Annotated in this window: 14 protein-coding genes; 6 read left to right on the top strand and 8 right to left on the bottom strand. The window is 63.2% G+C overall.

What is annotated here, in order from left to right:
* The 3 genes from HMPREF7215_RS13630 to HMPREF7215_RS14115 form a co-directional block, all read left to right on the top strand.
* Window positions 1-309, top strand: a 309-nt coding sequence (locus HMPREF7215_RS13630; RefSeq protein WP_009165297.1) for an alpha/beta fold hydrolase, incomplete at its 5' end; no start/stop codon positions are given.
* 51 nt (window positions 310-360) lie between these two features.
* Entirely contained in the window at window positions 361-639 is a 279-nt protein-coding gene (locus tag HMPREF7215_RS14120) for a cell filamentation protein Fic (protein ID WP_009165296.1), read from the top strand.
* Window position 640: 1 nt separating this feature from the next.
* Entirely contained in the window at window positions 641-907 is a 267-nt protein-coding gene (locus tag HMPREF7215_RS14115) for a cell filamentation protein Fic (RefSeq protein ID WP_009165295.1), read from the top strand.
* Window positions 908-984: 77 nt separating this feature from the next.
* On the opposite strand, the gene HMPREF7215_RS08000 is transcribed toward HMPREF7215_RS14115, so the two are convergent.
* From HMPREF7215_RS08000 to HMPREF7215_RS07965, 8 genes are all read right to left on the bottom strand, one after another.
* Window positions 985-1,815 (bottom strand): RnfABCDGE type electron transport complex subunit B, encoded by an 831-nt coding sequence (locus HMPREF7215_RS08000; RefSeq protein WP_040550924.1) that lies wholly within the window; start codon window positions 1,813-1,815, stop codon window positions 985-987.
* 9 nt (window positions 1,816-1,824) lie between these two features.
* A complete protein-coding gene (gene rsxA / locus HMPREF7215_RS07995; protein ID WP_009165293.1) occupies window positions 1,825-2,403 on the bottom strand; it encodes an electron transport complex subunit RsxA in 579 nt (192 codons plus the stop codon).
* On the bottom strand, window positions 2,400-3,131 hold the full coding sequence (gene rsxE / locus HMPREF7215_RS07990; protein WP_009165292.1) for an electron transport complex subunit RsxE: 732 nt from the start codon (window positions 3,129-3,131) through the stop codon (window positions 2,400-2,402). Before rsxE ends, rsxA begins: the two co-directional genes overlap by 4 nt.
* Window positions 3,132-3,704 carry an RnfABCDGE type electron transport complex subunit G gene (locus HMPREF7215_RS07985; protein WP_009165291.1) on the bottom strand — a complete coding sequence of 191 codons (573 nt, stop codon included), beginning with the start codon at window positions 3,702-3,704 and terminating at the stop codon, window positions 3,132-3,134.
* The gene (locus tag HMPREF7215_RS07980; protein ID WP_009165290.1) at window positions 3,688-4,626 is read right to left on the bottom strand and encodes an RnfABCDGE type electron transport complex subunit D; all 939 of its coding nucleotides are present in this window, start codon (window positions 4,624-4,626) and stop codon (window positions 3,688-3,690) included. Before HMPREF7215_RS07980 ends, HMPREF7215_RS07985 begins: the two co-directional genes overlap by 17 nt.
* Window positions 4,626-5,969: an electron transport complex subunit RsxC gene (rsxC, locus tag HMPREF7215_RS07975; protein ID WP_009165289.1), complete on the bottom strand. Its 1,344-nt coding sequence runs from the start codon at window positions 5,967-5,969 to the stop codon at window positions 4,626-4,628. Before rsxC ends, HMPREF7215_RS07980 begins: the two co-directional genes overlap by 1 nt.
* Before the next feature lie 283 nt (window positions 5,970-6,252).
* Window positions 6,253-6,693: a MerR family transcriptional regulator gene (locus tag HMPREF7215_RS07970; protein WP_009165287.1), complete on the bottom strand. Its 441-nt coding sequence runs from the start codon at window positions 6,691-6,693 to the stop codon at window positions 6,253-6,255.
* A gap of 77 nt (window positions 6,694-6,770) precedes the next feature.
* Complete coding sequence (locus tag HMPREF7215_RS07965) at window positions 6,771-7,643, bottom strand: MerR family transcriptional regulator (RefSeq protein ID WP_009165286.1); 873 nt, start codon at window positions 7,641-7,643, stop codon at window positions 6,771-6,773.
* Between the two features lie 244 nt (window positions 7,644-7,887).
* On the opposite strand from HMPREF7215_RS07965, the gene HMPREF7215_RS07955 reads away from it, so the two are divergent.
* From HMPREF7215_RS07955 to HMPREF7215_RS07945, 3 genes are all read left to right on the top strand, one after another.
* Window positions 7,888-9,399, top strand: coding sequence for a sensor histidine kinase (locus tag HMPREF7215_RS07955; protein WP_009165284.1), 1,512 nt, complete (start codon window positions 7,888-7,890; stop codon window positions 9,397-9,399).
* Window position 9,400: 1 nt separating this feature from the next.
* Window positions 9,401-10,096 carry a response regulator transcription factor gene (locus HMPREF7215_RS07950; RefSeq protein ID WP_009165283.1) on the top strand — a complete coding sequence of 232 codons (696 nt, stop codon included), beginning with the start codon at window positions 9,401-9,403 and terminating at the stop codon, window positions 10,094-10,096.
* Between the two features lie 336 nt (window positions 10,097-10,432).
* A complete protein-coding gene (locus HMPREF7215_RS07945) occupies window positions 10,433-11,038 on the top strand; it encodes a methyltransferase family protein (RefSeq protein WP_009165281.1) in 606 nt (201 codons plus the stop codon).
* Window positions 11,039-11,082 lie beyond the last annotated feature (44 nt).

Genomic DNA, 11,082 nt, shown 5'->3' with positions numbered 1-11,082 from the left:
GCGGCGGAGAACTTTCTGCGCCTGACGGCGGCGCGCCGGGCGACGGGCAACGCGCCCCTGTGGAACGCCCAGCGCGAGGCGCTGAAAGCCGCGCCTCCGCTGAGCCCCGACCTGCCGCGAATCAAACAGCCGGCGCTGGTCTGCGCCGGGGAGAACGATCTCCTGTTCCCGCCGGAAGAAGTCGAAAAGATCGCCGCCGCCCTGCCGCGCGCGACCTTCCGCCTCTTTCATGCCGGACACGCCGTCATGTACGACTGTCCCGAAGAACTGGCGGCGGCGATTGCCGCGTTCTTGGCCGCTGTGGTATGATCGATGCCGTCATGAGAGCGCGAGACGCCGGAAGAAAGAGGGGATTCAAGGATGAACGACGTTGACGAAAAAAGCCTGCGCAACGCGCGACAGCTCTACGAAAGCGGCGGCATCGACACGATCGAGGTCGGCACCGTGGCGGGGCTGCGGCGGATCCACGAGGCCCTGTTCGGCGGGCTGTACGATTTCGCCGGGCAGATCCGCACGCTCAACATCTCCAGGGGCAATTTCCGCTTCGCCAACTGTCTTTATTTGGAAGAAGCGCTGCGCGCCATTGAAAAATGCCCGAAAACTCTTTTGAGGGGATTATCGCCGCGTACGTGGAGATGAGATGAACGTCGCTCACCCGTTTATGGAGGGCAACGGGCGCGCTGTGCGCATCTGGCTCGACCTGATGCTCAGGAAAAAACTGCGCCGCGTCGTCGACTGGCAGAACGTCGACAAAGCCCGCTATCTTCAGGCCATGGAACGCAGCCCCGTCAACGATTTGGAACTGCGCTGCCTTCTTTTGCCCAACCTCACCGACCGCATCGACGACCGCGAAGTCATCTTCAAGGGCCTCGAACAGTCGTACTGGTACGAAGGGTACCGACGCTGAACGAAAAAAGATCGGCGTGTGCAAAACGTCATGACGTTTTGCGCACGCCGATCTTTTTGCTGCCGTCCGGTTGAATATTACGCCACCGACGCCGGAGGAACGACGACGGGTTTCGCTTTGGCGTTGTCGATGGCGTGCACGGGGCACTTGGCGGCGCAGAGGCCGCAGTTGACGCAGTTGCTCGGGTCGATGACGGCGAGCGCTCCCTTCATGGAGATGGTCTGCTTGGGGCAGACTTTCACGCACATCTGGCAGCCGATGCAGCCGACCGTGCAGACTTTGCGCACGAAAGCGCCGGGCATGGGGTTGCTGCAGGCGACGTGGACCATTTTCTTTTTCGGCACCATGGCGATGATGCCGCGCGGGCAGGCTTCGACGCAGGCTTGGCAGCCCACGCACTTGTCGCGGTCGACTTTGGCGACGCCGTTTATGACGTGGATGGCGTCGAACTTGCAGGCTTTGACGCAGGTGCCGAAACCCATGCAGGCGAAAGCGCAGGACGTTGGGCCGCGGCCCGGCACGACGGACGCGCTCTGGCAGTCGCCGATGCCCAGATAAACGCAGTCTTTGCCGGTCTTGTCGAACGATCCCTGACAGCGCACGAAGGCGACTTCGGGCTCGGCGCCGTCGGCCGTGACGCCCATGATCTCGGCGATTTTTTCCGCCACGGGGGCGCCGCCGACGACGCACTTGTTCAGCGCGCAGGCGCCGAGGACGCAGCCTTCGGCGTAGCCGTCGCAGCCGGGATAGCCGCAGCCGCCGCAGTTGGCGCCGGGAAGCGCGGCGCGGATCAGCGTCTGGCGCGGATCGACGGCGACGGCGAACTTTTTGGAAGCGAAGGCGAGCAGGCAGCCGAAGACGACGCCCAGCCCACCCATGACGAACGCGGGATAGATGATCGCAGTCATGGCCGCCACCTACTTAACCAGGCCGCTGAAGCCCATGAAGGCGATGGACATCAGCCCGGCGGTGATGAGCGCGATGGGCAGCCCGCGCATGCAGCGGGGCATGTCCGCGTTCAGCTCGATCTTCTCGCGGATGCCGGCCATCATCACGATCGCCAGCATGTAGCCGACGGCGGTGCCGAAGGCGTTGACGACGGCGGTGAGCAGGTCGTACTTCTCGTTCATGTTGATCACGGCCACGCCGAGCACGGCGCAGTTGGTGGTGATCAGCGGCAGGAAAATGCCCAGCGACTTGTACAGCGCCGGCATCATCTTCTTCATGACGATCTCGACGAACTGCACGAGCGCGGCGATGATGAGAATGAAGGCCAGCGTGTAGAGATATTCGAGGCCGAGCGGCACGAGCAGGAATTCGAACGCCAGCCAGGTCATCACCGACGAGAAGGTGATCACGAACACCACGGCCAGCCCCATGCCCCTGGCCGTCTCCAGTTTGCCGGAAACGCCGAGGAACGGGCAGCAGCCGAGGAAGCGCATGAAAACGATGTTGTTGACGAAAATGGAGCTGATCAGCAGACCCAGCAGATTCATTCGGCCTCACCGTCCTTTTTCGCGGCGCAGTCCGCCTTGTGGCACGCGCCCGCCAGCGCGCAGCCGCTGCACGAACCGAGCTCGGCCCAGCCGTCGTAAGCGGATTCGGCCAGAGGCGCGAGGCTTTTCAGTTCCTTGCGGATCTTGAGCTGATGCATGACGGCCATGAGAACGCCCAGCGTGATGAAACCGCCGGGAGCGAGGATGGCCAGCAGCGCGGGCTGGTAAAAACCGGGCGCGAAAACGTTCGCTCCGAAGACCGAACCGGCGCCGATCAGCTCGCGGATGGCGCCGATGAGGATCAGGGCCAGCGTGAAACCCAGGCCCATGCCCAGACCGTCGCATGCCGAGGCGAAGACGCCGTTTTTGGAGGCGAACGCTTCGGCGCGCGCGAGGATGATGCAGTTGACGACGATCAGCGGGATGAAGATGCCCAGCGCCTTGTCCAGCGCCGGGAAATAGGCGGCGATGATCAGCTGCAGCGCGGTGACGAATCCGGCGATGACGACGATGAACGAGGGGATGCGGATCTCGTCGGGGATGAAGCGCCGCAGCGCCGAGATCGCCACGTTGGAGCCGATCAGCACGGCCGTGGCGGCCAGCCCCATGCTGAGACCGTTCATGGCGCTGGACGTGACGGCGATGGTCGGGCACATGCCGAGCACGAGGACGAAGATCGGGTTTTCGGCGAAAAGGCCGTTGACAATCGTCTTGAGAGGATTGCTCATTTACTTTGCCTCCTCTTTTTTCAGATGGTTTTTCCAGTAAGCGCGCGCGGCGTTGACGGCGTCGGCGACGGCGCGCGACGTGATCGTGGCGCCGGAAATTGCCTGGATCTGGTTGCCGTCCTCGGGCGGCGTCTTGGTGACTTGCAGATCGCCGTCGGCCAGCTTCCCGTGGAACTGCCCGGCGAACGCGGGTTCGGAAGCCCGGGCGCCGAGCCCAGGCGTCTCGCTGGACTCGAGAATTGCGATGTCCATGACGCGTCCGGCGGCGTCGATGCCGCAGATCAGCGTCATCAGGCCGCCGAAGCCTTTGGGCGTGAGCGTGAAGTTGTAGCCGATCGTGGCGCCGCCGGCGGAACCGGCGTAAACCTCGCTGATGATGCCGGCGTCGGCTTTGAGCGCCACGGGCGTGAAGTTTTTCGCGCCGGGCAGCGTCGCGGCCAGCGCATCGTTCTTCTGACGGGCGCGTTGGGCGGCGATGGAGCCGCTGGTGACGTTCTGCACGGCGCCGAGGAGCAGCCCCGTGACGGCCGTGATGACGAAGAGGATCGAACCGAGCTTAACGATTTTTGGCATGGCTCTTCACCTCTCCGAAAACGCGCGGCTTGGTGGCGCGGTCGATCAGCGGCACCAGCAGGTTCATGATCAGGATCGAGTAGGAGACGCCCTCGGGATAGCCGCCCCACGTGCGGATCACCGCCGTAAGCAGGCCGCAGCCGGCGGCGAAAACGATCTGCCCCTTGAGCGTGATCGGCGACGTGGTGTAGTCGGTGGCCATGAAAATGGCGCCGAGGAACAGCCCGCCGGACAAAATCTCCGCCAGCGGCGCCGCCGGGCGGCCGAAAACCGTGCACAGCGCCGCGACCACGGCGACGTAGACCACAGGCGTCTGCCATTTGACGATATCCTTCCAGAGCAGCACGGCGAAGCCGATCAGCAGCGCCAGCGTACAGCTTTCGCCGATGCAGCCGCCCGTCCTGCCGAGGAACAGATCGAGGTACGAGGGCAGGGCGCTCACGTTTCCGGATTTCATCAGCGCCAGCGGCGTGGCCGCGGAAACTCCGTCCAGCGTCCAGGTCGTCATCGGCACCGGCCAGCTGGCCAGCATCATGGCGCGGCCGGCCAGCGCCGGGTTGACGATGTTGCCGCCGAGGCCGCCGTAAAACTGTTTGACGACGATGATCGCGAACAGCGAACCGCCGACGGCCATCCAGTAGGGGATCGTGGGCGGCAGGTTATAGGCCAGCAGCAGCCCCGTGACGGCCGCGGAGCCGTCGCCCACCGTGACCGCGCGCCCCGTGCATTTTTGCCACAAGAATTCGAAGAAGACGCAGGCGAGCACGCACACCGCCATCACCGCCACGGCGCGCGCGCCGTAGCGGATGACGCCCATGACGCCGGCGGGAACCAGCGCCGCCAGCACCCAGCCCATGATCTGCGGCGTCGTCAGACCGGCGTGGGCGTGGGGAGAACTTGAAACGACCAGCTTATAATCCATTATTTCCCCGCCGCCTTTCTCTTTTTGCGCTGCGCCATGACGAAGCTCTTGCCGTCGCGGCAGCTCTGCGTCAGCGGCCGGCAGGCGGGGCACACGTACGTGCAGCTGCCGCACTCGATGCAGTTCATGCCGCCTTCCGCTTCGAAACGATCATATTCCTTGCCCAGCACCAGCGTGTCCAGCGCGCTGGGCACCAGCCCCATCGGGCAGGCTTCGACGCAGCGGCCGCAGTGCAGGCAGGCCGTGGCGCGCCTGAGCATCGTCGAGCGCGCCGTCAGCGCCAGAACGCCGGACGTCCCCTTGACGGCGGGCACGTCGAGCGAGCGCATCGACATGCCCATCATCGGGCCGCCGGCCAACACTTTGACGGGCGCTTCCTTGAAACCGCCGCAAAAATCCACGAGCTCGCGAATGGAAGTCCCCAGCGGGATGCACACGTTCTTGGGTTCGGCGATCGCGTCGCCGGTGACGGTGACGACGCGCTCCGTCGAAGGCTCGCCGAGGGCGATGGCGCGCCAGCACTGCTGCACGGTGCGCACGTTGGCGATGATGCAGCCCACGTCGGCCGGCAGCGCCGTGACGACGTACTCCTGCCCCGTCAGCGCCTCGATCAGCATTTTTTCGGAGCCCTGCGGATATTTCACGGTGAGCGGCTGCACGCGCACGTTCTGCACGCCCAGCCGCGCGACCGACCCGGACAGCGCGGCGATGGCCTCGGGCTTGTTGTTCTCCACGGCGATCACGCCCTCGGCCTCGGGAAAGAGGCGGAGCAGCAGCGCCGTGCCCTTGACGATCTCGTCGGTCGATTCCATCATCAGGCGGAAGTCGCAGTTCAGATACGGTTCGCACTCGGCGCCGTTGACGATGAACCATTTGATCTTGTCCTGAGGCGGCGGCGCGAACTTGACGGCCGCCGGGAACGTGGCGCCGCCGAAACCGACGATGCCCGCCTCGCGGATACGCTTGAGATATTCTTTGGGATCGCAGTTTTCGTAATCGGGCAGCGGCGCCCAGCGTTCGTCCTTTTCGTAGAGGCCGTCGTTTTCCACCACCACGCAGGTGTCGAACGTGCCGGGCACGGTCTGGCGCGGCCCTACGTCCTTCACCGTTCCGGAAACGCTGGAGAGCACCGGCGCGGAAACGAACGCGTCGGCGCTGCCCAGCGGCGTGCCGACTTTGACTTTGTCCCCCCTGGCGACGACGGGCGCGTTCGGCGCGCCGATGTGCTGCGACATCGGAAACGCCAGATCGCTTTTGGGCAGATACGGCTCGATCCGCTTGTCCCGCGTCAGATCCTTGTTCTGAGGCGGATGCACGCCGCCCCAAAAAGTAGGAAACCCCATAGATCTTTCCCCCTTTTGCCTTTTCCGGCAGCTGATGAGTCTGTCGGATCTACGTATTTTGTATACGCAGATGGAATCATTTTCAATGATAGCATTTTTTACGAAAAACGAAAGACGAAGATGTTTCATGATTCGCGGGTCTCTATAAATATAAGTCAAACGATGCAACGGCGCAAGCACTTTTAGAGTCTGCCCGCCTGAAGCGAAGCCGAAGCGGCGGGGCTTTCGTCGGCTTGACAAAAGCCGGAATCCCGATCGTTCGCGGGATTCCGGCTGACATTTTTCATGGAAGGTTTTCGGACGAATCGCAGGCGCAGGGCGGCATTTTCAGTTTTTCGCCGCCGCGGTGGATCTTTTCCGTGCCGGCCTCGACGGCGGCGCGGTAGTAATTGCATTTGTAGTTGATGAAATCAAGCACGGCCTGGTCCTCGCTGAGCTGCCGTTCCATGGCCTGACGGCGGCGCTCGAACAGTTCGAGGCGCTGGTGCAGCGAGGCGTCGCCCTCTTTCAGCAGCTGGATGAAACGGGCGATCTCCTTCAGCGGCATATGGGCCTTTTTCAGCCACAGCACGATTTTCAGCGTCTCGATGTCGCGTTCCGAAAACGCGCGGTAGCCCGAGCTTTTGCGTTCGAGGGAGGGCAGCAGCCCCTCCTTGTCGTAGTAACGGATCGTGCTGATGGGGATATTCAGCATTTGCGCCGCTTCTTTGATCGAATACTCCATGGCTCTCACCCTGCTCTTCAATAAGATTACAACGACGATAATCTAACATTAAAGTTGGCTTCAATGTCAAGGGGGCTTCAGATGGCGCAGCCCCGCACGGGCAGGTAGAGGCGCGTCACGTAGTCTTCGCGGTGCCGGGTCATCGAGGCGCCGACGAGATATTCTTCGAGCGACGTGCCCGCGAGCGCGACGCCGTGCTCGGCGGCCCACCGTTCCATTTCCAGATAGCGCGGCTTCATGGCGCGGTAGTCGCCGCCGTACAGGGCTGTGACGGCGCGGAAGGCGGGGATGGTGCGCACGGCCGGACAGTTGCCGGGCAGGTCGACGACGCGGATGCAGATCTCCAGGTCGCCCTCGCCGTCGGCGGGATCGTCGCTGAACTGTTTCAGGTAGCCGGAGTGGAAAATGGCCATGTTGGCGCCGGTCATGTGCAGGCCGTGCCGCGCCGCGATCTTGTAAAGTTCGGCGCGGCGCTGGATGAAGAGCTTCTTGGCGTTCCACGAGCTGACGTAGCGCGTGAAGGCTACGGTGCGCGCGGGCACGTCGGCGAGGCGGATCTCACGCTCCTGCGCGAGGGGCGCGGCGCGGTGTTCCATGGCGTGCATGACGCGCAGCAGCACTTCCACGGTACGGTCGTATTTTCGCCGCGCCCGTTCCAGCTCGTCGCGCGCGGCGGCGAGCCCCTGTTCCAGTTCGAGACGGAGCGAGGAGAGGTCGCGCCGGTTCAGAAGGCTGCCGATGTCTTTCAGCGACAGTCCGATGGCGTGCATCTCCTGGATCAACAAGATCTCCTCGATCTGATTTTCGGTATAAAAACGGTAGCCGCTCTGCGGGTCGCGCCGCGCCGGGGCGAGGATGCCGTTGGCGTCGTAATGGCGCAGCTGCTTGGCGCTGACGTTGCACAGTTCCGCCATCTGGCCGATGGTGAAGCGTTTTTCGCCGTCCGTCATGGTTGGGCCTCCTGCTTGAAACGGTCCCGCGGCGCCGCGGGATCGTCGGTATCCGCGCACAGCATAGCAGGAAACGGCGCGGACGTAAACACGGAAAGCCGCGCCGTTTCGGCGGGATGACGCGAGAACGCCCGCGCCTGCGGGCAAACGCGTATAATTGTGGTAAACTGGCGGCGGCGGAGCGCCCGGCGAAACGCGCGGGGCGCGTTTTCGAAAATCTTGAACAGAGAAAGCGTGATGTGCGGTGACAATCAAAAAGAAGCTGATCCTCTCGAATATTCTTATGATCGCGGTGCCCGTGCTTCTCGCGGCGGCGTTCGCGGCCGCCGCCCTGCGCACGTACGTCCACAGCTACGTAGCCCCCGTGCTGGAAATGTACGAGGCCGAAAACGGCGTCTATTCCGCTCAGAACGTTATTTACGCCTGCAAGGACGTGCTTTCGTCGCCGGAGGAATGGAAAAAATACGACTGGTACGAGGATCACGGCCTGGTCATGAGCGAGCAAACGTCGCCGAAGATGAAAATGCTCGAGGAAACGCTGCGGGACATGGGCTATCACTTCGAGATCGCGATCAGCCGGAAAGTCGTTTACAGCAATTTTCTGCCCGAGGACCGGGCGTATATCGACAGGAATTTCGGCCCCTCGCTGGCCGGCGTCGAAAGTCTGAGCATGACCGACGGCGGCGGCTCCATCGTCAAAAACGGCTTCGGTCCCGAGCGCGAACGCGGCAGCATCACCGCCGTGTTTCTGGCGAAACGGCGCGGCGGCGTCCGCGGCGATTCCTATGTGCAGAAATACGTGGTCGCTTTCTTGGCCGTCTTTCTGATTTTCATTCTGCTGACGGTGGCGCTCACCGATTACCTTCTCAGCGGAGCCGTCAGCCGCATGATCCTCAAGCCGCTGCGCATCCTCAAACTCGGCGCGCGCGAAATTGCCGGCGGAAACCTCGACTTCAGGCCGGACTACGCGAAAGACGACGAGTTCGGCGACGTCTGCCGCGAATTCGACCGGATGCGCGCCCGCCTCAAGGAGTCCGTGGCGGAAAAACTGCGCTACGAGAACTACCGCCGCGAGCTGCTTTCGGGCATTTCCCACGACCTGCGCACGCCGCTGACGGCGATCCGCGGCTACGCCGAGGGGCTGACGGACGGCGTCGCCGACACGTCCGAAAAACAGAGAAGATACTGCCAGGCCATCCGCAGCGGCACCATGGAAGTGGAGGCGTTGGCGGATTCGCTCCTGCTCTTTTCGCGGCTGGAAAACAAACGCTACCGCTACCGCCGCGAGCGCGTCCTCCTCGACGGCTGGCTCGACGGGCTGATCCGTCACTACCGCGCCGCGTCCGGCGGCCGGCTGCGGCTGAACTACGAAAACCGCGCGCCGTCCTTCGAGGCGGAACTCGACGTTCAGGAGATGCGCCGCGTGTTCGTCAACCTGTTCGACAACAGCGTCAGGCACGCTGGGAAGGACGACGTTTCGGTCTCGGTGCGCGTCGAAGCGGAAAACGGATGGGCGAAGATCGCCGTGGCCGACGACGGCGCCGGCGTCGCCGCGGACGACTTGCCGCACATCTTCGAGAGTTTTTACCGCGGCGACAAATCCCGCGCCCATCACGAGAGCGGCAGCGGCCTGGGCTTGGCGGTCGCCCGGCAAGTCGTGGAAGGCCACGGGGGGACGATCGCGGCGCGCAACGACGGCGGACTGACCGTCGAGATCAGAATTCCCGAAGCCGCCGCGGCGAAAGGGGCGGAATAACATGCGGAAAATCCTGATTGTGGAGGACGACCGCCCGATCGCGGAACTGGAACGCGACTATCTGGAAGCCAACGGCTTCGCGGTGGAGATCGCCTTCGACGGCCGCGAAGGGCTGCGTCTGGCGCGGACGGAGGAATACGCGTTGCTGCTGCTCGACGTGATGCTGCCGGGAATCAGCGGCTTCGAAATCTGCCGCGAGGTGCGAAAGAGCAAAAACGTGCCCGTCGTCATGGTCACCGCCCGCAAGGACGACGTGGACAAGATCCGCGGGCTCGGACTCGGCGCCGACGATTACGTGGTCAAGCCCTTCAGCCCGTCGGAACTGGTGGCGCGCTGCCGGGCCCATATCCAAATCCACGAACGGCTTTCAAGCGGCGCCTCGTCCGGCGCGGAGCGCCCCATAGAGGTGAAAGGGCTGAAAATCCTGCCCCTTTCGCGCCGCGTGTTCGTCGGCGGGCGCGAGGTGGCGCTGGCGCGGCGGGAGTACGAACTGCTCCTGTTCCTCGCCGCCAATCCCGATATCGTTTTTTCCCGCGAGACGCTGTTCGAGCGCATTTGGGGCGAAGATCACCCTGGCGACGCGGCTACCGTCACAGTGCACGTCAACCGCATCCGCGACAAGATCGAGAAGGACCCTTCCCGCCCCGAATATATCGAAACGGTCTGGGGCGCGGGCTATCGCTTTACGGCCGATTAGCCCGAAGCTCCGAAAAAAATCCCTTCCGCTTTGATCCGGCACGTGCCGGACAGAAGCGGAAGGGATTTTTTTACGCGGCGGCGCGAGGGAGCGTTTAGGAATTGTTTAGAATTCGCTAAGAAGGGCGTTAGATCCCGGGCGTACAATCTCTGCCTGAAAGGAAAGGGCGGAGGCTTTCCCGCAAAAAAATCATGACGATATCCTTCGGGAGAGGGAAACGCGGCGTACAAAAGGCTTCGCTGCCTTCGCCGTCGTTTTTTTCGCGCGGCGCCGCCGGGAAGATTCATAAAGCGGGCCGTGCGGTGGCGAACCGAATGGGATAAAGGGGTGGCGTTCTTGGAATTCTTCGTTCGTTATCGGACCAGGCTGTCGCAGCTGGCCGGCGTTTTTTTCGTGGGGCTGTGCGCCTTTTCGGGGAAGAAACTGGAGCTTTCGTTTCCGGCTGCGGCCGAGGCGATGTTCGCCGCGGGCTGTTTTTTGGCCGGGCTGGGGGCCGTGGGGCGGATCTGGTGCGCGCAGTATATCGCCGGATACAAGGCGGACCGCTTGATCGACAAGGGCCCTTATTCGCTCTGCCGCAATCCGCTGTACTTCTTCAGCTTTCTCGGCGCCGTCGGCGTGGGCTGCTGCACTGAATCGGCGACGCTGGCGCTGGGCGTCGCCGCGGCGTTCGCGCTGACGTATCCGGGCGTGATTCTGTCCGAAGAAAAGGACTTGCTGGCGCGCTTCGGCGACGATTACCGGCGCTACATGGCGGCCGTGCCGCGCTTCGTCCCCCGCCTTTCGCTCTTTGAGGAGCCGCGGGAATACGTCGTGACGCCGCGCGTGTTCCGGCGCGAAGTCTTCGACGCGGTGTGGTTCGTCTGGCTCGCCGGGTTGATGGAAGTGCTCGAAATGCTGGGCGATGCGGGGGCTCTCCCCAAACTGTTCTGGATCTATTAAAATACGGGTGTGAGCGCGTAAAAAAATTGTCGAAAGCCGTGAGT

It is taken from the genome of Pyramidobacter piscolens W5455 (assembly GCF_000177335.1).
In the GTDB taxonomy this organism is placed as follows: domain Bacteria; phylum Synergistota; class Synergistia; order Synergistales; family Dethiosulfovibrionaceae; genus Pyramidobacter; species Pyramidobacter piscolens.
The sequence above is the reverse complement of the archived record's forward strand: the minus strand, read 5'-3'. Positions and strand labels throughout refer to the sequence as shown.